The following is a 25,792-nucleotide window of genomic DNA, read 5'->3' on the forward strand; positions in this document are numbered from 1 at the left end:
CGAGAGTCCCTTTGGCGGAGATGGCGGGAAAAGCGGGCGCGTATTCTAGCCGAGACCCCAGAAATTGGGTCGATCTGCCGGCGCCGCTCTACTTCTTGTGTCGCACGTCCGGATCGGCGCGCCATTGTTCGGCGCCAAGGAACACCAGACGGATCTGGCTGATGAAGTTCTCTTCCAGTTCGCGGGTCAGCTGCGGCTGGTCGGCCGGCAGATCGAGAATGTCGCTGGCGGCGTTGAGCATGGTGTTGATGACCAGGCTGCAGATCATCTCCAGCGCTTCGGTCGGCAGATCGGAGCGGTACCCGATCAGGCGCAGGTCCTGCGCCATCTCGCGCACGAAATGACCGACTTCGTTGCGGATCGCCTGGCGCATCGCCGGCGAACCGCCGTTGCGCTCGCTGGCCGCCGTGCGGAAATGGCGCGGATGGGCGCGCACGTACTGCAGATAGATCGCCACCGAGTGGCGAATGATGTCGGTGGTGGGCACGCCGGCCTTGCGCACTTCGCGCAACAGGCGCCGCAGGGTCAGCCCGCATTCCTCGACCAGCGCCAGTCCCAGCTCGTCCATGTCGTGGAAATGCCGGTAGAAAGCGGTCGGCACGACACCCGCCTCGCGCGTCACCTCGCGCAGGCTCAGACTCGGAAAGCTGTTGCCGCCGCTCATCAGGGTCAGCGCCGCATCGAGCAGACGCTCGCGCGTCATCTGCTTGCGCGCACCACGGCCGGCGCCCGGAGCTTCCACTCCGGCAGCGGATTCCAGCTTTCGACGAGCAGACATGTTCACAATATAACATCAATCATGACAATGAGTTGAATATATAAGTAAAGCATTGGAAATTTTTCAGTGAACAAGTGTTGACATTCTGCTGCGGCGCAGCAACTATATGTGCACACTTGTTCACAGACAGCACGTCGATGCCCACACCGGTCCTGCCTCTCCGTCTCCGTGATCACGCCAGCCGCATGCTGCGTTCACCCTTGCTGCACCCGTTGAACGATGCCGACGCGATCAACGATCTGCTCGCCCTCGCCAACCCGCGCTGGTCGTTGACCGAGATCCGCGCCGAGGTCGTCGGCCGCGAGCAGCAGACCGCCGATACCCTCCGCTTCTGGCTGCGCCCGAACCGGCGCTGGAAAGGCTTTCGCGCCGGTCAGCATGTGGCGATCACGGCCGAGATCGACGGTGTCCGTCACACCCGCGTCTACAGCCTGTCCTGCGATCCGGCCGTGCCGGGCCTGCTGACGCTGACGGTCAAGCGCCAGGCCGACGGCCGGGTGTCGAACTGGCTGCACGATCAGCTGCGCGTCGGCAGCATCGTCACCCTTGGCGATGCCGACGGCGACTTCGTGCTGCCGACCCATGGCGGACCGCTGCTGCTGCTCAGCGCCGGCAGCGGCATCACGCCGATGCTCGCACTGCTGTACGAATTGCGGGCTCGCGTCCGCGCCGGCGATACCGAACAAGACATCGTGCTCGTGCACGTCTGCCGCGATGCCGGCGACCAGATCTTCGCCAACGAAGTGCGCGAACTCGCCGCCGACTGGCCGGCGCTGCGCATCGAGACCTGGCACAGCGCGAGCCGCGGCCGGCCTGCACCGGATGCCCTGCTCGCCGCCGTCCCCGATTACGCCACGCGCGACACCTTCCTGTGCGGACCATCTGCCTTCATGGCCGACATCGAAGCGCACTGGGCCGATCGCGGCATCACCGAACGCCTGCGCCTCGAACGCTTCGGCGCCGCGCCGCGCAGGCTCGAAACCGGCGATGCCTCGGAAGTGCGCTGCGCGCGCTCCGAACGCATTTTCACGACCGAAGCCGGCGAAGCCCTGCTGCCGGCCGCCGAGCGCGCGGGCCTGAAGCCCGCCTACGGCTGCCGCATCGGCGTCTGCCGCACCTGTCTCTGCCACAAGCGCGGCGGCACCGTCGAAAACCTCGTCACTGGCGAGCGCTCCGGCAACGGCGACGAATGGATTCGTCTCTGCGTCAGCACCCCGCGCAGCGACCTCGAACTGGAGATCTGAAGATGAGCACCCTGAACCGCAAACGCCTCAGTCGCGAAGACGCTGCCGCCCTGCAGACCGATCTCGACGCGGTCCGCGACAGCGTCATGAACACGCTGGGCGAAAAGGATGTCGCGCACATCCGCCGGATGATCCGTCGCGCCCGCGGCAGCGCGATCGCCGGCCGCGCGATGATCGGCCTGGGCTTCGACCCGGTCACGTTCGTCGTCGGTGTCGCCGCCCTGGCCCACGCCAAGATCGTCGAGAACATGGAGATCGGCCACAACGTCATGCACGGCCAGTACGACTGGACCAACGATCCGGCGCTGAACTCGCAGCGCTACGAATGGGACAACGTCTGCGATGCCGGCATGTGGCGTCATTTTCACAACTACGAACACCACACCTACACCAACATCCTGGGCAAGGATCGCGACTTCGGTTACACCATTCTGCGCATGTCCGATGAGCAGAAATGGCATCCGTTCTTCCTGTTCCAGCCGGTCTGGAACGCGATCCTCGCGCTGGCGTTCGAATGGGGCGTGGGCGGTCACGACATCGGCGCCGAGCGCCTGCTCGACGGCAAGATGAGCTGGAAGGAATTCAAGGAACGCTCACGTCCGTTCCACAAGAAAATCCGCAAGCAGCTGTTCAAGGACTACGTGCTGTTTCCGCTGCTGACGTTCTGGAACGCGCCGCGTGTGCTGCTCGCCAATCTGCTCGCCAACCTGATCCGCAACCTGTGGTCGTACGCGATCATCTTCTGCGGCCACTTCCCGGAGGGCACGCAGGTCTTCAGCGAAGCCGACAGTGACAACGAAACGCGCGGCGACTGGTACTACCGCCAGCTCTGCGGCTCGGCCAACATCGAAGGCAGCCGCGCGTTCCACGTGCTCAGCGGCCACCTGAGCCACCAGATCGAGCATCACCTGTTCCCCGACATGCCGGCCCACCGCTACGCCGAGATCGCGCCGCAGGTGCAGGCGATCTGCGCCAAGTACGGTATTGCCTACAACACCGCGAGCTTCGCGCGGCAGTACGGCACGGTGCTGGGCAAAGTGTTCCGCCATGCGCTACCGTCACGTCGGACCACCCCGGTTCTCGCCGAAACGTGAAACGACCGATGAAACCGCTGCAGCGACTCGAACTTCTCAAGGATCTGGTGCAGCAGGCCGTCGACCGCGGCGCGACCTCGGTCGAGGCCATCCACCAGCAGATCGCCGCGCTACCGTTCGAGATGCTGGAGAAATCCGGCCTGCTCGACGACGACAAGCTGCGCCTGCGCGACAAGCAGCAGCGCACGATCGGCACGGTCTACGACGCGATCCGCCGCATCAACCGCCAGGTCGGCGAACTGATCTCCGACCAGTTCGAGCTGGTCGAGGACAGTGCGCACATCAAAAAAGTGCTCGACGAGAAGGACGCCGCCAAGGCTGCGGCGCGTCCACGAAAGACAGCGACGAAAGCGGAACGCGCACCGGCGAAGAAGCCGCTGAAGGCGAAGAAGACAAAGACGTCCAGGTCTTAGCAGGCCGTGTCGTTCTCGATCTGACCTTTGCTTTCGCCCTATGGGGCGAGTTCCTTTTCTTTGCTTGTCCAAAGAAAAGGAACCAAAAGAAACGACACCCTGGCTACCGCGTCGGTGCTGCGCACCGATACCCTGCGATGCTCGCCACGCCGGCCGCCGCTGAAACTCGCGCTGCTGCGCAGCGCTCGAACAGTCAGCGACGGACAGCCCCGGCGTGCCTGTGCTTCTCGGCGCTTCGCAAAGGGGCCCGGACGTCAAAAGCGGGAACGGCCGCCCGCTGTTGCGTCTGCTTTTGACTTTCGGGGGCCCCTCAGGACCGCACCGAGCAGCGCAGCGCGCGCAGGGGGCGGCATGCCAGGACGGCACGCCGAGTCGCCGTCGCGGCAGGGACGCCGCGTCGGCGACGACCCCGAGCACGGGAGCAGCGCAGGCTCCGCTCGCACAGCGAGCGGTGCGGCTCTCAGGGGCGTGCTTTCTCTTGCCTACTTCTCTTTGCACAAGCAAAGAGAAGTAGGTCGCGCCGCAGCGCGAAACAAAATGCCAGACTGGAAAACGAAACGAGCAGCGACAGCGCTTCACGCACCTCTCCTGCAAACGGGAGAGGAAACTGTATGGATTAGTCGACCACTTCCAGCATCAGATTCAACGCCGCCCGCGCCGGCTCGGCAATCTCCTCCGGCACGCGGATGCGATTGACCGGCTGCCCGGCGACGATATTGTCGAGCGTCCACGCCAGATGCTGCGGGTCGGTACGGAACATCGTCGAGCACATGCACACGGTCGGCGACATGAACTCCACCGTCACACCCTTTTCCTTCATCTCGTCTGCAACGCGATTGACCAGATTCAGCTCGGTGCCGATCAGCCAGTGGTCGCCCGGCTGCGATGCGCGCACGGTTCGCAGGATGTATTCGGTCGAGCCCACATAGTCGCTGGCTTCGCAGACGGCGAGCGCGTTCTCCGGATGGCTGATGACCTTGCCGTTCGGCACGCGCTTGCGGAAATTCTCGATGTGCGACGGCTGGAACATCTGGTGCACCGAGCAGAAGCCGCGCCAGAGAATCATCTTGGCGGCCTTGATCTGCTCCGGCGTGTTGCCGCCGAGCGGTTTGGTGAAGTCCCAGACGATCATTTCGTCGAGACTGATGCCCATGTTCTTCGCGGTATTGCGGCCGAGATGCTGGTCGGGGAAGAACAGCACTTTCTCGCGACGCGCGAACGACCATTCAAGCACCGCGCGCGCATTGCTCGACGTGCAGACGATGCCGCCGTGGCTGCCGCAGAACGCTTTCAGGTCGGCCGCCGAGTTGATGTAGGTGACGGGCGTGACATGCTGATCGGGATCGAGCACTTCGGAAATCTCGGCCCAGCACCTGCGCACTTTGACAAGGTTCGCCATGTCGGCCATCGAACAGCCGGCGGCCAGATCCGGCAGGATCACGGTGCGCTTGCCGAAGGTCAGGATGTCGGCGACTTCCGCCATGAAATGCACGCCACAGAAGACGATGAACTCGGCGTCCGAGTTCGCCGCCAGCTGCGAGAGCTTCAGCGAATCGCCGGTGAAGTCGGCGTGCTTGAAGACCTCGTTGCGCTGATAGTGGTGGCCAAGGATACAGAGCCGGTCGCCGAGGACCTTCCTGGCGGCGACGATGCGCGCATCGCATTCGCCATCGTCGAGCAGATTGAATTCGTCGAGCTTCAGTACGGCAGCCATCGTCCTGTCCTTCCGGGCGCGAGCCCGGACCAAACCTAATCCAGAGCCTGAATCTTCAGCGGCACGGTGACCGTCGGCGCGTCCGAAGCGCTGCCCAATGCAGCCGTCACGTCCACCGACACCGGACCGTCGGTCGGTATCGTCAACGAGAACAGATCGCCGGACTTGATCGACAGATTGTTGCCGATCGTCGCCACCGACGCGTCGGACACCGACCAGATCACGTGCCGCGTGATGTCCTGCGTCGTGTTGTCGGTGAAGGTCGCGATACCCGAATACTGCAGATCGTCGAGCGCCGTCAGCGTCTGCTCGTCGGCCGGCGAGATTGCGAGGCTCTTGAACGTGCGCTCGCCACCTGTGACCGTCACCGGCGCCGAGGTGACCGGATCGACATCGTCATAGACCGGATTGCCGTCGGCATCGATCACCGGAAAACTCGCCGTGATGTTGGCGGTGCCGGCTTTCAGCACCGACACGTAACCGATCACCGGGGCAATGACCGTGCTGTCGCTCGACTGCAGCGTCACCTGCCCCGACAGATCCTGCGTATCGGACACACCGTCGCCGAAGCCGGCGATCGTCTTCATGGTTTCGGTCGTGTTCACCGTCTGCGTCTTGGTGTCGGCCGTATAGGTCATGACATTGATCGCCTGGCTCGCCGGAAACTCCGGCGTCAGGCTCAGTGTCTTGAGCTCGCGGACATTGACCGGAATCTGCAGCGCCGCCTGGGCCATCGCCGCCACGTCGCTGCCGTCCGGGCAGTTCAGCGCCATTTGCGCGGTGCGCGTGCCCAGGGTGTCACCGGCCACCAGCGTGACGCCACTGGAGGACGAGGCCAGCTGCACGACGCTGTCGAGCGGATTGTCGCTGCTGTCCGTCGAGGTCGTGCTGCCGGTGACCTCATCGGCAGGTTGATCGGTGAACGACCAGGTGCCGAAGCCAGTGACCGTTCGCGTGTAACCGTCGACGACGGTCTTGGCATTGATCGGCGTGCTGGTGTGCTTGACCATCGACACGCTGGACTGGTCGACACTGAACGAGGTCGGGGTTTCCACCGTCAGATCGTAGCTCACGTTCAAGGACGAAAAGCTGGCCGTGATCGTGGTCGTACCCGGCTGATTCGGAATCACGACACCGGCGCCGTACGCCAGCGTCGTGCTGCCCGGATACAGGATGTCGCCGTTGCTGACCGCGGCGACATCGGGATTCGACGACGCCCAGTGAGCGCGCGTCGCGAAACCGCTGTCGTAGTGTCCGTTGTCGAACACGATCGACAAGGTCAGCGCCTCCGGAAAACACAGGAACGACTTGCCCGAGTTCAGACCCAACAGACCGTTGGTCTGCGCGATGACCAGATGGTCAGGCTTCGAACCATGGCCCACACCACTGCACGCAGCGACCATGCAGCTCAACGCGGCGCACCAGCACAGCAACAAGCATTTCTGAAATTTCATGAGTCCGGCCCCCTGAGCGCCGGCTTTTTGAATTCGTGATCAGGCCACCTTGGGCTGGACCGTCGAACGGACATGGAGTTCCCGCAACTGCCGGGCATCAACCTCGCTCGGCGCCGCCGTCAGCGGGTCGTGCGCGGTCTGTGTTTTCGGAAACGCGATGACCTCGCGGATCGACTGGCCGCCGGCCATCAGCATCACCAGGCGATCGAGGCCGAGCGCCAGCCCGCCGTGCGGCGGTGCACCGAACGACAGGGCTTCGAGCAGGAAGCCGAACTTCTCCTGCTGCTCGTCGGCGCCGATGCCCAGCAGATCGAACACGGCCTGCTGCACATCGGGACGATGGATACGCACCGAGCCGCCGCCGACCTCGACGCCGTTGAGCACGATGTCATAGCCCTGCGACAGGGTCGCGCCCGGATCGGCGCGCAGCGCATCGGCATCGAAAGGCTTCGGCGCGGTGAACGGATGGTGCAGCGAGACCCAGCGACCGGCTTCATCATCGCGCTCGAACATCGGCCAGTCGACGACCCACAACGCACGCCAGCCGTCGGCGGTGAACTTCAGGTCATTGCCGATCTTCAGGCGCAGCGCGCCCAGTGCGTCGCTGACGACCTTGCTCTTGTCGGCGCCGAAGAAAATCACGTCGCCATCACCGGCGTCGGTGCGTTCCAGCAGGCCGGCCAAAGCAGCGTCGTGCAGATTCTTGACGATCGGCGACTTCAGACCCTCGCGGCCCCTGGCCTTGTCTTCGACGACGATGTACGCGAGCCCGCGCGCACCGTAGACCTTGACGAATTCCGTGTACTTGTCGATGTCGCCGCGCGACAGCTTGGCGCCGCCCGGCACGCGCAGCGCGGTGACGCGGCAGGCCGGATCCTGGGCTGGCGCCGAGAACACCTTGAAGTCGACGTCGGTGAGCAGATCCTTGACGTCGACGAGTTCGAGCGGATTGCGCAGGTCCGGCTTGTCGGAGCCGAAGCGACGCATCGCCTCTTCGTAGCTCATGTGCGGCAGCTCGCCGAGATCGACGCCGAGCACGCCCTGGAACAGGTCCTTCACCAGGCCTTCGATCAGCGCGACGATCTCGTCCTGCGTCATGAACGAGGTTTCGACGTCGAGCTGCGTGAACTCCGGCTGGCGATCGGCGCGCAGATCCTCGTCGCGGAAGCAGCGCGCGATCTGGTAGTAGCGGTCGAGGCCCGACATCATCAGCAACTGCTTGAACAGCTGCGGCGACTGCGGCAGTGCGAAGAACTTGCCCGGATGCGTGCGTGACGGCACCAGATAGTCGCGCGCGCCTTCCGGCGTCGCCTTGGTCAGGATCGGCGTCTCGACATCGACAAAGCCATTGGCATCCATGAAGTCGCGGATGCGCTTGATGACGTCATGCCGCAGGCGCAGGTTCTTCTGCATCTGCGGACGGCGCAGGTCGATGTAGCGGTACTTGAGGCGCGTGTCCTCGCCGACGGTCTCGTCGTCGAGATGGAACGGCGGCGTTTCGGCCTTGTTCAGCAGCTCGACCTCCTGCGCCAGCACTTCGATCCGGCCGGTCGCCAGATTGGCGTTTTCGGTACCGTTCGGACGCGGACGCACACGGCCGATGACCTTGACGACATATTCGGAGCGCAGCTTGTCGGCAGCCGCGAAGGCTTCCCGGGTGTCCGGATCGAACACGCACTGCAGCAGGCCTTCGCGGTCGCGCAGATCGATGAAGATCACGCCGCCATGATCGCGGCGGCGGTGTACCCAACCACAGACGGTGACGGTCTGGCCGGTCAGTGCTTCGGTGACCTGGCCGCAGTAATGACTACGCATTAATGAAGATTCGTGAGAAATCCGCCTGCGCGGATCGAATGACGGGGAGAGCCGGAAAACCTGGGTTCCGCTCCGGGCCGCGTAGTGTAACCGCGTGCCGGCGCCGCAGCCACGCAGCTCGCCGGCCGGGCATGGCGCCTCGGTTCAGGCCGAAGCTTCGCCCTTGCCCGATGCCGCCGGTTTGCTGTCGCCTGCCTTGGCCGCCGGCGCACTGGCGGGACTGTCGGCCTTCTTCGTTTCCGTCTTGGCGCTGTCGTCCGCCTTGGTCGCGGCCGGCTTGTCGCCACTTTGTTCGCCGGCCAGATTCTTCTTGCCGCCTGACTTGAAGTCGGTCTCGTACCAACCGCCACCGCTCAGGCGAAAACCGGCAGCCGAGACCTGCTTGACCAATGCCGGCTGGCCGCATTCCGGACAGATCGTTTCCGGCGGATCGGAAATCTTGTGCAGGATCTCGCTGTCGGCCTTGCAGGCCGTGCAGTGGTAGTCGTAAATCGGCATCGCGTTCCTCGAAACTGGTCATCCCCGCATGGGGTCGCGGCGCGTATTCTCAAGAACCGCGTTGCTGCGGTCCAGCACTATTCGCGGCTGCGCCCTGCGGCCGCGCGCGCGTCGGCAACAACAGGTGTATCTGTGCGCCGCCGTCGTGCGGCTCCGCCCAGATCTCGCCATCGTGATAGGCCGCGATCTTGCGGCAGATCGCCAGCCCCATGCCGGTACCACTGTAGTCGGCCTGCGCGTGCAGGCGATGAAACGGCGCGAAGACGTGATCGACCTGTTCTGCGGGAATGCCGATGCCGTTGTCGGTGAACGTGAAATGCCATTCGTCGCGCTCGGCACGGGCTCGCACCGCCAGGCGCGGCACACGCCCGGCCGGCTGGTATTTCAGCGCATTGGCGATCAGGTTCTGGAACAGTTGCGCCAGCAGCGCATGATCGGCCTCGATCACCGGCAGTTCGGGCACGATGATCTGCGCGTCCAGTTGTGCAATCTCGCTGGCCAGTTGCTCGCGCGCCTGGGCAAAAGCCTCGTCCAGGGGACGCATCTCGATACGGGCGTCGCGCCGACCGATCCGCGACAACTGCAGCAGGGCATCGACCAGCTTCTGTGTCTGCTGCACGCCTTGCCGGATCTGCGCGACAAAGCTGCGCGCGTCGCTGTCCAGCGTTTCGCCATAGCGCTGATCGAGCAGCCGCGCGAAGCCTTCGATGTTGTGCAATGGTGTCTGCAGGTCATGCGACGCCGCATAGGCAAACTGCTCGAAATCGGCCGCCGAGCGCTTGTACTGCTGCAATGCATTGCGCAAACGCTTTTCGCTGGCTTCGTGCAGCAGCAGTTCCTGACGCAGATGGTCCTGCGCAGCCGGGGATGGGTCGACTGCATTGCTCGTCACCTCGCGGCGCCACTGCCGCATCATGGCCAGCGCCGCCAGCAAGACGACGATCGTCATCGTCGCCGCCGCCATCTTCCAGCCGCTGCCGATCAGGACGACGGCAAGACCCAAGGCGATCAGCAAGGCGCAGCAGACGACGCGCTCGCGATGTCGTGGCCAGGCCAGCGGCCAGACGCGCGCCAGGCCGAAGCCGGCAAGCAGCCAGCAGATCGCGGCCAGCAATGCGGACATCAGCGGTGGCGACAGCAAGGCATTCATTCGATGTGGCGCAAGGATCGGGGCGGTCCGTTTCTGCGCGAATTCTGACTCAAAGCCCAGTACTTCTGGTCGCCGCCGGCCGGTGCAGGCACGCCGTTCAGTTGTCCGCCGCCGGGGCTGCCAGCGGCTCGATCGTCAGATCCGGAAAGCGCAGCAGACCCTCGGCAAAAGCGCGATAGGCCGCTGCCGCTACCGCGGCACGACCCTTGAAGCCGAACTCGATGTGCCGCGGCCCGCCCGCGATCGCGCGCGACGGCAGGCTCGACAGCTTCAGACCCGGGTGGCCGGCCAGGGTGTCGCGCATCAGATCGAGCAGATCGCCCTCGCCGCTGCTGCCGATCGCGCGCAGCCGGAACTCGACATCAGGCTCGGCACAGTGCAGGTAGCGCAGCTGCGTGTCGAGCACCCATTCGAGCATCGGCCAGGCCATCTCCGGAAAACCCGGCACGAAGTAGCAGTGCCCGAAACTGAAGCCGGGAACCTGATTGACCGGATTCGGGATCAGGCCGGCGCCGAGCGGAAAATCGGTCATCAACAAGCGATTCGGCGTCGCCGCCGCACCGTAGTGCTCGACCAGCATCTGCTCGGCTTCGCGATGCCGTTGCAGCGGCACGCCGAACGCCAATGCCGCCGCCTGCCGCGTGCAATCGTCCGGCGTGGCGCCGATGCCGCCGCAGGACAACAGCTCATCACCACGCGTCACGACCGCGCGAACGGCCTCGGCGATCGCCAGCTCGTCATCGCCGAGGAACTGCGCCCAGCCGAGTTCGATGCCGCGGGCGCGCAGCAGCTCCAGCACCTTCGCAAAATGCCGGTCCTGGCGTTTGCCGCTGAGAATTTCGTCGCCGATGACGAACAAACCGAGAGCCATGCGCGTTTCCGTGTGCCGATGCGATGAGGGCGGCTGACGCCGCCCCCGTATTCTGCCGCGTAACGGTGTGTGCCACTCGTCCGGCCAGCCGAATTTCCCTCAGGCCTCGGAGATGTCGGTCTCGGTGCCCTGCCTTTTTTCGCCATTCGCACGAAAGCCTGACGTGCCGCCACGGCATGGCATGCCTGAGCGGCAATTCGCCTTTTCGCATCGCGGAGTTTGTACGCGGAATTTTGCGGCCGTTATGCTGCAGCCGGCGAAACCGAAAACCCCACAAGCCCTGCGCTTCACGCATTGGAGAAGAGCGATGAATGTGCTGATCCCGATTGCCGACGGTTCCGAATCGCTGGAAACCGTCACCCTCACCAACGTCCTGCGACGTGGCGGCCTCAGCGTCACGCTCGCAGCGATCGGTCGCAAGACCGAAGTCAACGGCACACGCGACATCGGCCTGCGCGCCGACACGCTGTTCGATGCGGTTTCAGACCGCGATTTCGATGCCATCGTTCTGCCCGGCGGTGAAGCCGGCGCCAGCGCACTCGGCGCGCATCCGGCGCTGGTCGAGAAGCTGCATGCGCAGCGGCTCGCGCATCGCTGGTTCGGCGGCATCTGCGCCGCCCCGGCGCTGGCACTGGCGCCGCATGGCCTGCTCGATGGCAAGCAGGCAACCTGTTATCCGGCATTCCGCGACAAACTGCTGCACTGGGTCGACCAGCCGGTGGTCGCCGATGGTCATTGCCTGACCAGCCAGGGTCCGGCGACCGCCATCGCTTTCGGCCTTGCGCTGATCGAAAAGCTGGCAGGCCACAACACCCGGCAACGCGTCGCCGCCGATCTGCTGGCCGAGAGCTGATGCCGGCACAACGAAAAACGCCCGCTTGCAGCGGGCGTTTTTCGCTTCAGCAAGCGCGGGTTCAGGCCGCTTTCTTGTCGACGGCTTCGGTCAGCATCTTTTTCAGCTCGCCGCTCTGGTAGAGATCGAGGGTGATGTCGCAACCGCCGATCAGTTCGCCCTTCACGTACAGCTGCGGGAACGTCGGCCAGTTCGCGAACTTGGGCAGCGCGCGATAGACCTCTTCGTCCTCGAAAATGTTGACGTAGGCGAACGGCGCTTCGCAGGCCTTCAGTGCCTGCACCACACGGGCGGAAAACCCACACTGCGGAAAATCGGGCGTCCCCTTCATGTAGACGATGATCGGGTTGTCGGTAACCTGCTTCTTGATTCTTTCGAGTGCATCCATTACGTCTCTCCGGACGAGGGAGTTCAAACGGCGGCGGATTATACGCCGCCATTCACGGGAAGGTGATTCCTATTGAATTGTCTGGGGGTATTCGCCTATTTTGTCGATCCCCCGAGCCAGTACGTGCAGCTCGCACCGACACCAGCAGAAAAAGGAACACCGACATGGCATTGACGCTCCCCGAACTCCCGTACGCCCGCGACGCGCTGACACCGCACATGTCCGCGGAAACCCTCGATTATCACTATGGCAAGCACCACAAGGCCTATGTCGATAACGGCAACAAGCTGATCGCCGGCACTGAATTCGAAAGCATGCCGATCGAGGACATCATCAGGAAATCCTCCGGCAAGATCTTCAACAATGCCGCGCAGGTCTGGAATCACACGTTCTTCTGGAACTGCCTGACGCCGAAGCAAGGCGCGCCGGGCAAGAAGTTGACCGACGCTCTGGTCAAACAGTTCGGCGGAATCGACGATTTCAAGAAACAGTTCACTGAAACCGCGGTCGGCACCTTCGGTTCCGGCTGGGCCTGGCTGGTGCAGAACGCCGACGGCACGCTGGCCATCACCAGCACCGCGAATGCCGACAACCCGCTGACCAAGAACCAGAAGCCGCTGCTGACCTGCGACGTCTGGGAACACGCCTACTACGTCGACTACCGCAATGCCCGGCCGACCTTCCTCGAACACTTCTGGTCGCTGGTGAACTGGGATTTCGTCGAGAAGAATCTGGGTTAAAATCGGCCAATCCGATGAGTCGAGAGCCGCGCTTGCGCGGCTCTCGGCTTTCTGGGTTCCCGTTTTTCGAGGAAGCTGCACGATGCCGCGTCATTTTCTCAAGCTGTCCGATCTGAGCGCCGCCGAGGCACGCAGCCTCATCGAGCGCGCAATCGCGCTCAAGGCGCAGGCAGCGGACACCCGCTATCGTCCTTTCGTCGGCAAGACGCTGGCGATGATCTTCACCAAGAACTCGACGCGCACGCGAGTCAGCTTCGAAGCCGGCATGGCGCGTTACGGCGGCCACGCCCTGTTCCTGTCGGCCGGCGTCACCCAGATCGGCCGTGACGAACCGATCAGCGACACGGCCAAGGTGCTGTCGCGGATGTGCGACGCCATCATGATCCGCAACGATTCGCAGGCCGATCAGGCCGAGCTCGCGGCCAATTCGCGCGTGCCGGTCATCAACGGTCTGTCGGACCAGCATCACCCCTGCCAGCTGCTGGCCGACATGCAGACCTGGTTCGAGCACCGCGGCGACCCGCGCGGCAAGATCGCAGCCTGGATCGGCGACGGCAACAACAATGTCTGCCATTCGTTCATCGAGGCAGCCGTGATGTTCGGCTTCACGCTGCGCATCGCCGCGCCGGCCGGCTATGCGCCGGACGCGGATCTGGTGAAGGCGGCCGGCGCCGCCGTGCAGATCGTCGACGCAGCCGCGACGGCGGCAAAGGGCGCCGATCTGGTCGTCACCGATACCTGGACCAGCATGGGCCAGGAAGCCGAACAGAAGAAGCGGCTGGCGGCGTTTGCGGCCTATCAGGTCGATGCCGGATTGATGGCGAGCGCACATGCCGATGCGATCTTCCTGCACTGCCTGCCCGCCCATCGCGGCGAAGAGGTGACTGCGGAGGTGATCGACGGCGCGCAATCGGTCGTGTTCGACGAAGCCGAAAATCGCCTCTGGGCGCAGATGGCGCTGGTCGAATTCCTGCTGCAGCCGCAGCACTGACGGCCGGAGCCACGCGCATGAGCGGTCCGAGCATTCCGGCCGATGTCGCACTCAGCGTACGTCGCGCGCTCGACGAGGATATCGGCAGCGGCGACGTCACCGCGCAGCTGGTTCCGGCCGACGAGATGGCCGATGCCACCGTGATCTCGCGTGAGGCTGCGGTGATCTGCGGCCGGCCGTGGGTCGACGCGGTCTTTCACGCGCTCGACCCCGGCATCGCGGTCGGCTGGCAGGTCGACGAGGGCGAACGGGTCGAACCCGACCAGCCGCTCTATCTGCTGCGCGGCCCGGCACGCGCCCTGCTGACCGGCGAGCGCACAGCGCTCAATTTCCTGCAGACCCTGTCCGGGACCGCGACGGTCGTGCGCCAGTACGTCGACGCCGTGGCCGGCACCGCTTGCCGGATCGTCGACACGCGCAAGACGCTGCCCGGCCTGCGCACTGCACAGAAGTACGCCGTGCGGTGTGGCGGCGGCGACAATCATCGCATCGGGCTCTACGACGGCATCCTGATCAAGGAAAACCACATCGCCGCGGCCGGCGGCATCCGGCCGGCGATCGCCAACGCGCGCGCACTGAATGCCGACGTGCCGCTGATGACCGAGGCCGAGGATTTCGATGAAGTCGACGCCGCGCTCGCGGCCGATGTCGAGCTGCTGCTGATCGACGAATTCAGCGACGACGAAATTCGCGAGGCCGTGCGCCGCACCCACGCGCATCGCGCGCGCGGCGGCAAGACCGTCATCGAATATTCCGGCGGGGCGACGCTCGACACCGTACGCCGTATCGCCGAGTGCGGCGTCGATCGCATCTCGATCGGCGCGATCACCAAGCACGTGCGCGCCATCGATCTGTCGATGCGGTTCCGCTAGAAGCTTCTCCGGAATCCGGCGAAACTCGTCAGGTGTTCGCCGCGAGCAGACGCTCGATCACCGGCGCAACGCTTGCCCGGTCGCCACTGGTGCGCCATTCCAGCGTGCCGGCATGCGCGGCATCGGCCAGCAAGCCCTCGCGCTCGAGGACTCGCCGGGTCTGTCGTGCTACCGCCTCTCCGGTATCCAGCAGGCCGACCCGCGGCCCGACCAGCGCGGAAAGCGCGGGGCGCAGGAACGGATAGTGGGTACAGCCGAGGACCAGGGTGTCGGCGCCGTCCGCGAGCAGCGGAGTGACGTACCGCTCCAGCAGGACGCGCAGTGCCGGGCCCTCGAGCTCGCCGCGCTCGACGAATTCGACCAGCCCGGGACAGGGCTGGGTGATGACGCGGACCTGCGCACCGTGCTGCGCGCGCAGTTTCAGGAACTTGTCGCCGGCGAGTGCCGCGCCGGTCGCGAGCACGCCGACGACGCCGCTGCGGGTCTGCGCGACGGCAGGCTTGATCGCCGGTTCGATGCCGACGAAGCTCAGCGGATAGATGGCGCGCAGGCGCTCGATCGCCGCGATCGTCGCCGTGTTGCAGGCGACCACGATCAGCTTGACGCCAGCCGCCAGCAATTCATCAGTGATTGCCACCGCGCGCGCGCCGATCTCGTCGGCAGACTTGCCACCATAGGGGCAATGGCCGCTGTCCGCGTAATACAGCAGGTTCTCCTGCGGCATCAGGCGGCGGATCTCTCGCAGCACCGACAGTCCGCCGACACCGGAATCGAAAATGCCGATCGGCGCGGCGCGGTCGTCGGTGTTCACGACGGTCCGGCCACGTCCGGCATCGGCGCCGGTTCCGGCTCGCTGCTGGCCAGGGCTTCGGCCGCACGGGCTCGCATGCCGGCGTCGTGCGTCTCGCGTGGCGCATCGGCTGTGCGCAGGAAGCGCATGACGAGCCGGTTGAAAACCTCCGGCATTTCCGACGGCAGGGCGTGATGGGCACCGGCGACGATGTGCAGACGGCCACGCGGCAGCGCGTGCGCGAACCGCACTGTTTCCTCGCGGGTGTAGTAATCGTGCTCGGCGGCAAGGATCAGTACCGGCAGGCGCATCTCGCCGAGGCGCTCCAGCACCGACCAGCGGCCGAGCCCGGCAAGCGCGGCCAGATACGCATAGCGCGAGGTGTGCGCGCCGCGCGCCGCACTCTTCTCGCGCTCGGCGGCCTGGTCTTCGCGGGGATACATGCGCTGTGCACCGATCCGTGACAGGCGCGCCGGCCCGAGCAGGCCCATGACCAGCCAGCGATACGCGAACTCGGCGACATGCCGGCGGGTCTGCGGCCTGAACATCGGCATGCTGTTGGCGACCACCAGCCTTTGCACACGCTGCGGATGGTCGAGGCTCAGCTGCTGGACGATCGCACCGCCCATCGAATGGCCGATCAACTGACACTGCGCGATACCCAGCCGGTCGAGCAGCAACACCACGTCCTGCATCAGGCGCCGGATCGAAAACAGGCGCCGGCCCGTCCCGCTGCGGCCGAAGCCGCGCAGATCCGGCGCGATCACGCGAAAGCGCGTCGCCAGCACGCCGATCTGATGTTCCCAGTCGAGATGGCTGCCGCCGAGCCCGTGGATCAGTACGAGTGGCGGGCCGGAGCCCGCCTCCACGTAGTGCATGTCGATGTCATCGACGCGAACGACCGCCATCAATCAGTGTCCGCGACTGCCCTGCTGCGGCGTGCAGAAGCACTGCGCGTACATGCCGCGCGGATCGTTGAACGACGACAGCCAGCGTTCGATGTCGGTCTTCTCGCTGATCGTCTGCAGCCAGCTGCGGGCCGCACTCGGCATCCAGGCATAACGCGCTTCGCTGGAGAAGTGCGACAGTATTTCCATCGCGAAATCGCGCTTCGGACTCATTTCCTCGACGTCGTATTCGTCGAGCTTCAGACCGGCGAGTTTGGCCGCCGCATCCTCGGCCTGCTTGAGTCCGCCGATCTCGTCGATCAGGCCGAGCTGTCTGGCATGCTCACCGCTCCAGACGCGGCCACGGGCAATTTCGTTGACCTTGTCGACCGGGATGTTGCGCGCCTTCGATACGCCGCCGATGAAATCGCGATAGCCCTTGTCGATCTGCGCCTGGATGATCTGCCCGACTTCCGGCGACAAGGGCCGGTCCATCGCGAACGCGCCGGCCAGCGGCGTGGTGCCGACACCGTCGGTGTGGATGCCGAGCTTGGCCAGGCCGCGATCGATCGTCGGGATCATGCCGAAGATGCCGATCGAGCCGGTGATCGTCGAGTCGTGCGCGAAAATCTTGTCGGCGTCCATCGACACCCAGTAGCCGCCGCTCGCGGCGACCGTCGACATCGACGCGACGACCGGTTTGCCGGCCGCCTTCAGGTTGTCGACCGCGCGACGGATCTGCTCGGAGGCCCAGACGCTTCCGCCCGGTGAATTGACGCGCAGCACGACCGCCGAGACATCGTCGTCACGACGCGCCTGATCGAGCAGATCGGCGATCGCGTCGCCGCCGGCCTGGCCGATGTCGCCATCACCGTCGACGATCTCGCCTTGCACGAACACCAGCGCGACCGTGCCCTTGGCGGCGGCTTCCTTCTTCTTCTCGGCTTCGTTGCCGACGGCGGACAGGTAATCGAGGTAGTTGATCTGGCGGAAGCTGCCGATGTCGTCGTCCATGCCGACCTGCGCGCCCATGCGCTTGCGGAAGGCTTCCAGGGTTTCGACGCTGGTCACCAACCCGCTGGCTTTGGCATAGGCCGCAGCGTCGCCGCCATTGGCGACCAGGCCGCTGGCAAATTGCCTTACATAGCTGTCGGCTGCCGTCGCCGGCAGTTTGCGGCCCTCGCCGACGCCGGCGCCGTAGTCCTTCCACAGATCACCCAGCCAGTCGAGATCGGCAGTACGTGCGTCCGGCGACATGTCATTGCGCGTGAACGGCTCCACCGCCGACTTGTACTCGCCGACACGGAACACGTGCACGTCGACCCCGAGCTTGTCGAGACCGTCCTTGAAATAGTTGTTGTAGGCACTGAAGCCTTCGAGCGAGAGGCTGCCCATCGGATCCATCACGATCTCGTCGGACTGCGCCGCCGCGTAGTAAGTAGACTGCTCGTACGACGGACTCCAGGCAATGATCTTCTTGCCGCTGGCGCGGAAGTCCTTCATCGCCGCGACCAGTTCTTCGAGTTGCGGCAGCCCGGCGTCGCTGAGGCCGTCGAGCTTGAGCACCGCGAACGGAATCCGCGCATCCTTCTTGGCGTCTTCGATCGCATCGATCAGATCGCGCAGCGAGGACTGTGCGGGCGGCGCACCGTTGACGTTGTCGATGATGCGCTTGCCCGGATCTTCGTCGAGCTGATCGACCAGCACCCCGGTCGGCGCCAGGATCAGCGGAACGTTCTTCTCGACGGTCACGCCATGACCGCCGCGCAGGCCGATCCAGGCCAGCGCGAAGCCGCCGATCACGATCACCATGACGATCAGCTTGAGGAAGCCGCTGACCAGCATCCAGAGAAAGTTGAACAGCCGGCCAAACAGGGAACGCGGTTTTTCATTCATGGAATTTCTGCTTTCCTGCCAGTTCAGATACGACGCATCACGACCGAGCCTGCCGAGTAACCGGCACCGAAGGCGCACAGCACGGCGACATCGCCGCTGCGCAGATCATCGTGATACTTGTGGAATGCAATGACCGAGCCGGCCGAACTGGTGTTCGCGTACTCGTCGAGAATCACCGGCGCCTCCTCGGCCGAAGGATCGCGGCCCAGCACTTTACGGGCGATGAATTCGTTCATGCCCAGATTGGCCTGATGCAGGAAGAAGCGCCGCACGCTGTTCGGTTCGATCGCCAGCGCACCGAGATGTGCGATCAGCAGTTCGGACACCATCGGCACGACTTCCTTGAAAACCTTGCGCCCTTCCTGGCGGAACAGCACGTCGTCCCAGCGCCGCTGCGGCACTTCGCATTCGTTGAGAAAGCCGAAGTTGTTGCGGATGTTGTTCGAGAACTGCGTGGCCAGACGCGTGCCGAGCACTTCGAAACGGTCGTCGGAAACCGCACTGTCGAGCGGTTCGACCAGCACCGCGGTGGCGGCATCGCCGAAGATGAAATGGCAGTCGCGATTGCGCCAGTTCAGATGGCCGCTGCAAACCTCGGGATTGATCACCAGCACCGCGCGTGCGGTGCCGAGCCGCACCGCGTTGACCGCCGCCTGGATGCCGAACGCCGCCGACGCGCAGGCGACATTCATGTCGTAGGCGAAGCCCTGGATGCCGAGCGCGTTCTGGATCTCGACGCTCAGTGCCGGATAGCCGCGCGGCATGTTCGAGCAGGCCGCGATCACGAAGTCGACGTCGGCCGCCGTGCGGCCCGCGCTGGCCAGCGCCTGGTTCGCCGCCGCCACACCCATTTCCGCCAGCAGCGACAATTCGTCGTTGCCGCGCATCGGAATGCGCGGGCGCATGATGTCGACATCGAGCACGCCGGCCTTGTCGACCACGTAGCGCGCCTTGATCCCCGACGCCTTGACGATGAACTCGCTGCTCGACGGCGCCATCGCCGTCATCTCGCCGGCAGCGATCGCAGTGGCGTTGTCGGCGTTGAAACGCTCGACGTAGCGGTTGAAACAGGCCACCAGCTCGTCATTGGAAATCGACTGCTGCGGCGTGAACAGGCCGGTGCCGGTAATCGCGGCTGTTTTCATGAGAGGTTCGGTAGGGGCAAAGAAGCGCGATTCTACTCCAGCGCCCAGCTGGCCCTGGACATCGCCAGTTTCAGCGTATCGCGGACCTCGTGTTCGCTGCGGATCGACAGGTGCGAGCCCTGATACCACTGCACCGGCACATCCCAATGCCGGCTCAGCTGCAGCGGATGATCCGGCACCACGATGCGGTCGCCCGTCGCCGCGACGATGAACAGGCGTTCGCGATCGACCAGCGGCGCGCGTGTCAGCGGCGACACCGCTCTCAGCACATTGCGATAGCGATCTTCGTCGAGGCCGTGCTCGGCGTAGTAATGGCGATGCGCCGGCGGCGCGACACTCCACAGTGCCTGCGCCAGATCGATGACCGGAATGCCGGCGACCACGAAATCCAGCTCCTTGTCGTAGCCGGACAGCAGCGCCGCGTTGTAGCCGCCGAGCGAAATGCCGTAGACACCGACGCGCGCACCCGGCTCGTTGCTGCGCAGCCAGGCCAGCGTGCGACGCAGATCCCAGAGCGCCTGCGACTCGGCGTAAACCAGCTCGGTCAGGTCACCGTCGAGATAGTGGTCGCCGGACCGCCAGCCGCTGCTGCGCGGACCATGCAGCGGCAGCACCGGCTGGATGATGTTCAGCCCGAGCTTCTGATGCAGCCAGCGCGGCGAGAACAGATTGAGGTCCATCCACGGCGCGCCCATGCGGTAGCCGTGGATGCAGAGCAGCCAGGGCCGCGGCCGCCCGGCGTGACGCAGGATGCGGACATGGCACTCGGCGTTGTTGACGTGGCTTTTCCAGACCGCCGCGTTCGGCAGCCCGGCCGGCGGCACATAGCCGCTGTCGAAGCGCAGGATCTCGAACTCGGCACCGTAGATGCGGCCGCGATCGACATAGGTTTCCTCGGGTGCCGCTGGTGCGGCATGCAGACTGGCCGGGTCGCGATCCCAGCCCTGACCGCGCAGGGCATCGTCCATGCGCAAGGTGTCCTCGCAGGCGCGCAGCGCCTCGGCGCCACTCGGCACGCGCGCGGCGCCGACGAAGTACCCGAGCACGGTTTCGTCGAACGCGACCTTGATGTCCATGCGCGTCGAGATTTCCGGCGCGGTCGCGCCCAGATACAGCGGCGCGCGCCGGATGCTCGCGCGACCGGCGGCCAGAAAGCTGGCAAACGACCCGAGGCCTGCGAAGAACGCAGTGCCCAGGTCGCTGAGCATCCAGGCAGGCAGGGTCAGCAGCATGCCGAGCAATGCACCGACCGCCATCAGACTGATCGTGCGCGGATCACCCGGCGTGACCAGCAGGCTGACGCCGGCCGCCAGCATCAGCGCGCCCGGCAACACGGCAAACAGGAGCCAGCCCGCACCGTCGTGCGCCAGCAGCCAGTACAGTCCGGCGATGATCGGCACCCAGCTCAGCGGGTCCCATTGCCGGGGCTTGGGATGTTCCATGCCGTTTCTCTCGTTGCTCATGGTCGAAAATTGCAGGCGCGGCACCTAGCCGAGCGCGCGGACGATCCAGCCGGTGCCCGTCGCCAGACCGGCGAGCAACGTCACCTCGGCGAACCAGCGGCCGGCGCGCAGACGCCAATGACTCCAGAAAGCCCAGCCTGCGATCGCGGTCAATGCGGCAAACACCAGCGTCAGCTTCAGCACCGTGTACCATTCGCTGCGCATGCGCGGTGCCGCGTCCAGATGCGCGGCATACAGCACGCAGACCACCGCCAGTGTCAGCGCCACACTCGCCATCAGGGCGAGCATCGCCGCGTTGAACAGATTCAGTGCCTTCATCGTTTCGTTCAGCGTGAACGGCGCTGTCGGATCGGCAGCGCCAGCAAGGGAAAGATTTCGCGTGCCACGCGCGGCTGCTTCATCGCCGTGCGCAGCAGCAGGTTGACGAAACCGCGCAGTACGCGATCGCGATTGGCGATGATGCCACCGACCATCGGCACGCTGCGATTGTCGATCACCGTGACATGATCTTCGGGCTCGGCGCCGAAGTTGAAGCGCACGGTCAACTGCACGTCGAGCGGTTCCTTGCCGCGACGGCGCTTGCGTGGCGGCTTGCTGACCATGTCCGCATCCGGACTCTCTTTCGCTTTGCGTATCATGCGCCGACCTCATTCTCGGTGAATTCCATGACCGAAAACCTGATCGTTTTCGCGCACGGCAAGGAAAGCGGCCCCTGGGGCACCAAGATCACGCAGCTTGCGAAAACCGCCGAGCGGCGCGGCTTCGATGTGATCAGTCCGGATTATAGTCATTCGCAGGAGCCGCAAGACCGCATCGACCAGCTGCTGACGCTTGCCCCGCGCGCGCAGCGCCTGGTGCTCGCCGGCTCCAGCATGGGCGGCTATGTGTCGGCCATGGCCTGCGCCGCGCTGCAGCCGCAGGCCCTGTTCCTGATGGCGCCTGCCATCCATTTTCCGTTTCCGGGATGGGACGGCGAACCGCTCGGCATCCCGAAACGCTGCACGGTGGTGCACGGCTGGCACGACGACATCGTGCCGCTGGCCCAGGCGCAGCGCTTCGCCCGCGAGCACAACGCGGCGCTGCACATCCTCGACTCCGGCCACACGCTCAACGATCGGCTGCCGATGCTGGACCTGCTGCTCGACCAGTTACTGGCCGACGTCCTGCAGTCGTGAGCGCCGCGGCGGCGCCGGCGGACGCCTACGCGCAGGCGCGATTCGAGGTCCGCCTCGGTGGCGGAATCCGCGTGTTCCGCATCGGCGTCGGCAATGCCGGCAACGACCGCGCCCTGCAGCGCGCCGGCTGCAAACGACAGTGGCACATCCTGACACCCTGCAATCCACGCTCGCGACGCCTGGGCTCGGCACAGAACGGCGCGCGGCTGGCGTCATGCTGCAAGCCTCGCCTGCGCGGACGACGGCAGCTGGCCCGAACCCGGTTTCTGTCTGTTCGATGTCGAACGCCGCTCGGTGCTGGCGCTGGCGCGTCGTTACCGGCAACACGCCATCGTCGGCGCGAAACTCGGCGCGGTGCCGCGGCTGCTGTGGACCACGCCAGCGGCGCTCAGGCGCCCGGAGCGCGCCTGGCATCGCTGTGCCCGAGATCACGATCCGGCGCGATGCGATCGCGGATCGCCTGCTTGAGCAAGGGCAGATCGGGAAAGCCGCCATCGGCGGCACGATCGCTGAGGCGTTCCCCGTTGAGGTGGATCGCGAAGACACCGCCGCGGCCGGGTTTCAGGGCCACTTCATCGAGTTCATCGGCAAACGTCGTCAGCAGCTCCTGCGCCATCCAGCTCGCGCGCAAGAGCCAGCGACATTGCGTGCAGTAGTCGATTTCGATCCGATTCACTTATGACATCCCTGTCGCTGCGCCCCGGCCCGACATCCCTGTCGGGCGTTCGCCGGCACCGATTGCCATTCAAGGCGATCGGCGAAAGCCCGGCTCACCCAGCGACACTGCGTGCAGTATTCGATTTCGATGCGATGCCCGGCCTCGCTCACGACGCATCGCCTTCGCGCCGCGGCCAGGGTTTGTAGGCCTGGAACTCCGCCGGCATGCGCTTCGGCCGTCCGCTCTTCATGTCGACGCAAACCCACTGCGTCTGTCCGCGCAGCACGGTTTTGCGATCCGCAGCGCGGACAATCTGGTAGCGGCGCCACATGCTGAGACGGAAATCGTTGTCGTGCACCCAGGTCGCCAGCCACAGCTGCTCGCCGGCGAAGGTCGGCGCCAGGTAGTCCAGTTCGTGGCGGCGCGCGACACAGCCGGCGCCGAGCTTTTCGTACGCGGCGAAATCCAGACCGAGACTTTCCGAGTGCGACCAGGCGACACGTTCGAGCAGCGAGAGGTACACCACGTTGTTGGTGTGACCGAAGCGATCGACGTCGCCCGCCGCGATCGTCGCCAGTTCGACAAACGGTTTCGGCACGTCCCAGACCGCGTCGGTGGCAATGCTGTCGTTCATGCGCTGGCCAATCCTTGCGGATCGAAGCTGTGTGCGGATGCCATCGGCCAGTACATCTCGTAGACCGCATGCGCCGACGGATTGCGCAGCAGCTCGCCCGGCGCCAGGAACTTGAACAGCGTCGACACCAGACGGATTTCGTTGTGGACGACACGCCGCACGATGTGATGCGGCTTGAGATCGCCGGGATGCGACAGGCCGGCGGCGCCGACCAGTTCGGCAAGCGCGTGCAGGGTGTGGCGGTGAAAGCTGGCGACGCGCTGTGCCTTGTCCGGCACCACCAGCGCCCGCTGCCGGCTCTTGTCCTGGGTGGCAACGCCGGTCGGACACTTGTCGGTATGGCAGCTCTGCGATTGCACGCAGCCGAGTGCGAACATGAAGCCGCGCGCGGCGTTGCACCAGTCGGCGCCGAGCGCCAGAGTGCGCGCCATGTCGAATGCGGAGATGATCTTGCCGCTCGCGCCAATGCGGATCTTCTCGCGCAGGTTCAGGCCGACCAGCGTGTTGTGCACGAGCAGCAGCGCCTCCTGCAGCGGCGTGCCGATGTGATCGGCGAACTCCAGCGGTGCGGCGCCGGTGCCGCCCTCGCCGCCATCGACGACGATGAAGTCCGGCAGCAGGCCGGTTTCCAGCATCGCCTTGCAGATGCCGAAGAATTCCCAGGGATGGCCGAGCGCGAACTTGAAACCGGTCGGCTTGCCGCCCGACAGCTCGCGCAGCCTGGCGATGAACTCGAGCAGCTCGACCGGCGTCGAGAACGCCGAGTGGCCGGACGGCGAAATGCAGTCGACACCGACCGGCACGCCGCGCGCCTCTGCGATCTCGGCCGTCACCTTCGGCGCCGGCAGCATGCCCCCATGCCCCGGCTTGGCGCCCTGCGAAAGCTTGATCTCGATCATCTTCACCTGCGGCGTCTGTGCCTGCCGGGCGAATTTCTCGGCGTCGAAACGACCCGCGTCGTCGCGGCAACCGAAATAACCGCTGCCCAGTTCCCAGATCAGATCGCCGCCCGGCTCGCCCGGCTCCTCCGGGCGGTGATAGCGGCTGATCGAGCCTTCGCCGCTGTCGTGCGCGAAGCGGCCGAGTTGCGCGCCGCGGTTCAGGGCCCGGATCGCGTTCGCCGACAAGGCGCCGAAGCTCATCGCCGAAATGTTCAGCAGCGACGCCTGGTAAGGCTGCGTGCAACGGTCCCCGCCGATCGCGACGCGGAAGTCGGTATTGGCGATCTTGCGCGGACGCATTGAATGGTTCACCCATTCATAGCCGTTGCTGTAGACATCCAGCTCGGTGCCGAACGGTCGCGCGTCTTCGGCGCCCTTGGCGCGCTGGTAGACCAGCGAACGCTGCGCTCGCGAAAACGGCGCCGCCTCGGTTTCCGATTCGAACAGGTATTGACGCAGCTCCGGGCGGATCGCCTCGACCAGCCAGCGGATGTTGCCGACGATCGGGTAGTTGCGGCGGATCGCATGCGACTTCTGCAGCAGGTCGTAGACGCCGAGCGCACACAGCAGCGCCGCAATCGCGGCCAGCACCCACCAGTCCGGACTCAGGCTGCGCGCGGCGAGAACCGACGCAATCAGCACCAGCACCGCCAGCGCGGGCGCGTAGTGACGTGGCGAAATCAGCTGCGGAATCTGGCGCATCAGCATCCTTCGACGAAATGGCAGTGCGCCGCTTATACCCTCAGCGCGGCATGATCTTCAAATCGGCAGCAGGCAACCGACCCGCCGCTGCTATTCAAACCACCGCCCACATCCGCTAGACTGGCAATCCGTACTGATCTGGTCCTGATTCGTGTTGAAGCTGAGCAAACTCGCCGACTACGCCACCGTGCTGATGACGGCGGCCGCGCGCGAACCGGCCCGCACGCTGACCGGTCAGGAACTGGCGGAGCGCACGCACGTGCCGCTGCCGACGGTCGCCAAGCTGCTCAAGGTGCTGACGCGCGCCAAGCTGCTGGAGTCGCTGCGCGGCGCGCGCGGGGGCTATCGGCTGGCGCGTCCGGCGGAAAAGATCTCGGTCGCCGACATCATCAAGGCGCTCGAAGGTCCGTTGGCGGTCACCGCCTGCTCCGGCCACCACGGTGAATGCAGCATCGAAACCAACTGCGCGACACGCGCCAACTGGCGGCTGATCAACAGCGCCATTCGCCAGGCGCTGGAAGCGGTGACGCTGGCGCAGATGGCGCAGGGCGGCGTGCCCTCGGCACGCGCCAAGACCCCCAGGGAATTTCCGCTGATCCGGGCCTGACCCGGCAGCACGAACCGGA

At 65.2% G+C, this 25,792-nt stretch carries 28 protein-coding genes; 10 read left to right on the plus strand and 18 right to left on the minus strand.

Going from position 1 to position 25,792, the window contains the following annotated elements; all coding sequences use genetic code 11:
* Positions 1–88: 88 nt before the first annotated feature.
* Positions 89–742 carry an HTH-type transcriptional repressor FabR gene (fabR, locus tag G7Y85_RS01800; RefSeq protein WP_366514900.1) on the minus strand — a complete coding sequence of 218 codons (654 nt, stop codon included), beginning with the start codon at positions 740–742 and terminating at the stop codon, positions 89–91.
* A gap of 221 nt (positions 743–963) precedes the next feature.
* Between fabR and G7Y85_RS01805 the strand changes: the two genes are divergently transcribed.
* The 3 genes from G7Y85_RS01805 to G7Y85_RS01815 are packed head-to-tail and all read left to right on the plus strand — an operon-like array spanning position 964 to position 3,529.
* Positions 964–2,022 carry a ferredoxin reductase gene (locus G7Y85_RS01805; RefSeq protein ID WP_166250938.1) on the plus strand — a complete coding sequence of 353 codons (1,059 nt, stop codon included), beginning with the start codon at positions 964–966 and terminating at the stop codon, positions 2,020–2,022.
* Positions 2,023–2,024: 2 nt separating this feature from the next.
* Positions 2,025–3,116 carry a fatty acid desaturase family protein gene (locus G7Y85_RS01810; protein WP_166250940.1) on the plus strand — a complete coding sequence of 364 codons (1,092 nt, stop codon included), beginning with the start codon at positions 2,025–2,027 and terminating at the stop codon, positions 3,114–3,116.
* 8 nt (positions 3,117–3,124) lie between these two features.
* Positions 3,125–3,529, plus strand: coding sequence for a hypothetical protein (locus G7Y85_RS01815; protein ID WP_166250942.1), 405 nt, complete (start codon positions 3,125–3,127; stop codon positions 3,527–3,529).
* Between the two features lie 616 nt (positions 3,530–4,145).
* On the opposite strand, the gene nadA is transcribed toward G7Y85_RS01815, so the two are convergent.
* From nadA to G7Y85_RS01845, 6 genes are all read right to left on the minus strand, one after another.
* Positions 4,146–5,243 (minus strand): quinolinate synthase NadA, encoded by a 1,098-nt coding sequence (gene nadA / locus G7Y85_RS01820; RefSeq protein WP_166250944.1) that lies wholly within the window; start codon positions 5,241–5,243, stop codon positions 4,146–4,148.
* 35 nt (positions 5,244–5,278) lie between these two features.
* On the minus strand, positions 5,279–6,697 hold the full coding sequence (locus G7Y85_RS01825) for a hypothetical protein (protein WP_166250946.1): 1,419 nt from the start codon (positions 6,695–6,697) through the stop codon (positions 5,279–5,281).
* A gap of 39 nt (positions 6,698–6,736) precedes the next feature.
* A complete protein-coding gene (gene aspS, locus G7Y85_RS01830; RefSeq protein WP_166250948.1) occupies positions 6,737–8,512 on the minus strand; it encodes an aspartate--tRNA ligase in 1,776 nt (591 codons plus the stop codon).
* Between the two features lie 144 nt (positions 8,513–8,656).
* Positions 8,657–9,010 (minus strand): FmdB family zinc ribbon protein, encoded by a 354-nt coding sequence (locus tag G7Y85_RS01835; RefSeq protein WP_166250950.1) that lies wholly within the window; start codon positions 9,008–9,010, stop codon positions 8,657–8,659.
* Positions 9,011–9,059: 49 nt separating this feature from the next.
* Positions 9,060–10,160, minus strand: a complete 1,101-nt coding sequence (locus tag G7Y85_RS01840) for a sensor histidine kinase (protein ID WP_166250952.1) — start codon at positions 10,158–10,160, stop codon at positions 9,060–9,062.
* A 97-nt stretch (positions 10,161–10,257) separates the two neighbouring features.
* A complete protein-coding gene (locus G7Y85_RS01845) occupies positions 10,258–11,031 on the minus strand; it encodes a competence/damage-inducible protein A (RefSeq protein WP_166250954.1) in 774 nt (257 codons plus the stop codon).
* 307 nt (positions 11,032–11,338) lie between these two features.
* Between G7Y85_RS01845 and G7Y85_RS01850 the strand changes: the two genes are divergently transcribed.
* Entirely contained in the window at positions 11,339–11,884 is a 546-nt protein-coding gene (locus tag G7Y85_RS01850) for a DJ-1 family glyoxalase III (protein WP_166250956.1), read from the plus strand.
* A gap of 61 nt (positions 11,885–11,945) precedes the next feature.
* Here the strand turns inward: G7Y85_RS01850 and grxD are convergent, their stop codons facing one another.
* Positions 11,946–12,272, minus strand: a complete 327-nt coding sequence (gene grxD, locus G7Y85_RS01855; RefSeq protein WP_166250958.1) for a Grx4 family monothiol glutaredoxin — start codon at positions 12,270–12,272, stop codon at positions 11,946–11,948.
* A 164-nt stretch (positions 12,273–12,436) separates the two neighbouring features.
* Here grxD and G7Y85_RS01860 point away from each other — a divergent pair, with 164 nt between their 5' ends.
* The 3 genes from G7Y85_RS01860 (at position 12,437) to nadC (ending at position 14,875) form a co-directional block, all read left to right on the plus strand.
* Positions 12,437–13,012: a superoxide dismutase gene (locus G7Y85_RS01860; RefSeq protein ID WP_166250961.1), complete on the plus strand. Its 576-nt coding sequence runs from the start codon at positions 12,437–12,439 to the stop codon at positions 13,010–13,012.
* An 82-nt stretch (positions 13,013–13,094) separates the two neighbouring features.
* Positions 13,095–14,003 carry an ornithine carbamoyltransferase gene (gene argF / locus G7Y85_RS01865; RefSeq protein WP_166250963.1) on the plus strand — a complete coding sequence of 303 codons (909 nt, stop codon included), beginning with the start codon at positions 13,095–13,097 and terminating at the stop codon, positions 14,001–14,003.
* A 17-nt stretch (positions 14,004–14,020) separates the two neighbouring features.
* Positions 14,021–14,875 carry a carboxylating nicotinate-nucleotide diphosphorylase gene (gene nadC / locus G7Y85_RS01870; RefSeq protein ID WP_166250965.1) on the plus strand — a complete coding sequence of 285 codons (855 nt, stop codon included), beginning with the start codon at positions 14,021–14,023 and terminating at the stop codon, positions 14,873–14,875.
* 28 nt (positions 14,876–14,903) lie between these two features.
* Here the strand turns inward: nadC and murI are convergent, their stop codons facing one another.
* Genes murI through G7Y85_RS20220 form a run of 7 tightly spaced genes read right to left on the minus strand, consistent with a single transcriptional unit; the run spans position 14,904 to position 21,553 of the window.
* Positions 14,904–15,686 (minus strand): glutamate racemase, encoded by a 783-nt coding sequence (murI, locus tag G7Y85_RS01875; RefSeq protein WP_166250967.1) that lies wholly within the window; start codon positions 15,684–15,686, stop codon positions 14,904–14,906.
* The gene (locus tag G7Y85_RS01880; protein WP_166250969.1) at positions 15,683–16,573 is read right to left on the minus strand and encodes an alpha/beta fold hydrolase; all 891 of its coding nucleotides are present in this window, start codon (positions 16,571–16,573) and stop codon (positions 15,683–15,685) included. Before G7Y85_RS01880 ends, murI begins: the two co-directional genes overlap by 4 nt.
* 3 nt (positions 16,574–16,576) lie before the next feature.
* The gene (sppA, locus tag G7Y85_RS01885) at positions 16,577–18,448 is read right to left on the minus strand and encodes a signal peptide peptidase SppA (protein WP_166250971.1); all 1,872 of its coding nucleotides are present in this window, start codon (positions 18,446–18,448) and stop codon (positions 16,577–16,579) included.
* A 23-nt stretch (positions 18,449–18,471) separates the two neighbouring features.
* The gene (locus tag G7Y85_RS01890; RefSeq protein WP_166250973.1) at positions 18,472–19,593 is read right to left on the minus strand and encodes a beta-ketoacyl-ACP synthase III; all 1,122 of its coding nucleotides are present in this window, start codon (positions 19,591–19,593) and stop codon (positions 18,472–18,474) included.
* A gap of 32 nt (positions 19,594–19,625) precedes the next feature.
* The gene (locus G7Y85_RS01895; protein WP_241695912.1) at positions 19,626–21,056 is read right to left on the minus strand and encodes a prolyl oligopeptidase family serine peptidase; all 1,431 of its coding nucleotides are present in this window, start codon (positions 21,054–21,056) and stop codon (positions 19,626–19,628) included.
* 24 nt (positions 21,057–21,080) lie between these two features.
* A complete protein-coding gene (locus G7Y85_RS01900) occupies positions 21,081–21,374 on the minus strand; it encodes a hypothetical protein (protein WP_166250975.1) in 294 nt (97 codons plus the stop codon).
* A gap of 8 nt (positions 21,375–21,382) precedes the next feature.
* Positions 21,383–21,553, minus strand: a complete 171-nt coding sequence (locus G7Y85_RS20220) for a hypothetical protein (protein ID WP_241695913.1) — start codon at positions 21,551–21,553, stop codon at positions 21,383–21,385.
* A gap of 6 nt (positions 21,554–21,559) precedes the next feature.
* Between G7Y85_RS20220 and G7Y85_RS01910 the strand changes: the two genes are divergently transcribed.
* Both G7Y85_RS01910 and G7Y85_RS20570 read left to right on the plus strand, forming a co-directional pair.
* The gene (locus G7Y85_RS01910) at positions 21,560–22,231 is read left to right on the plus strand and encodes a YqiA/YcfP family alpha/beta fold hydrolase (protein WP_241695914.1); all 672 of its coding nucleotides are present in this window, start codon (positions 21,560–21,562) and stop codon (positions 22,229–22,231) included.
* 162 nt (positions 22,232–22,393) lie between these two features.
* A complete protein-coding gene (locus G7Y85_RS20570) occupies positions 22,394–22,699 on the plus strand; it encodes a DUF3293 domain-containing protein (RefSeq protein ID WP_166251832.1) in 306 nt (101 codons plus the stop codon).
* On the opposite strand, the gene G7Y85_RS01920 is transcribed toward G7Y85_RS20570, so the two are convergent.
* The 3 genes from G7Y85_RS01920 to G7Y85_RS01930 form a co-directional block, all read right to left on the minus strand.
* Entirely contained in the window at positions 22,620–22,907 is a 288-nt protein-coding gene (locus G7Y85_RS01920) for an Rdx family protein (RefSeq protein WP_166250979.1), read from the minus strand. The genes G7Y85_RS20570 and G7Y85_RS01920 overlap by 80 nt on opposite strands.
* Before the next feature lie 148 nt (positions 22,908–23,055).
* Positions 23,056–23,523, minus strand: a complete 468-nt coding sequence (locus G7Y85_RS01925; RefSeq protein ID WP_166250981.1) for an acyl-CoA thioesterase — start codon at positions 23,521–23,523, stop codon at positions 23,056–23,058.
* The gene (locus G7Y85_RS01930; RefSeq protein ID WP_166250984.1) at positions 23,520–25,166 is read right to left on the minus strand and encodes an FMN-binding glutamate synthase family protein; all 1,647 of its coding nucleotides are present in this window, start codon (positions 25,164–25,166) and stop codon (positions 23,520–23,522) included. The genes G7Y85_RS01925 and G7Y85_RS01930 overlap by 4 nt, the downstream gene beginning before the upstream one ends.
* Positions 25,167–25,317: 151 nt before the next feature.
* Here G7Y85_RS01930 and G7Y85_RS01935 point away from each other — a divergent pair, with 151 nt between their 5' ends.
* Positions 25,318–25,773: an SUF system Fe-S cluster assembly regulator gene (locus tag G7Y85_RS01935; protein ID WP_166250986.1), complete on the plus strand. Its 456-nt coding sequence runs from the start codon at positions 25,318–25,320 to the stop codon at positions 25,771–25,773.
* Positions 25,774–25,792 lie beyond the last annotated feature (19 nt).

This window comes from Solimonas terrae (genome assembly GCF_011067135.1).
In the GTDB taxonomy this organism is placed as follows: Bacteria; Pseudomonadota; Gammaproteobacteria; order Nevskiales; family Nevskiaceae; genus Solimonas; species Solimonas terrae.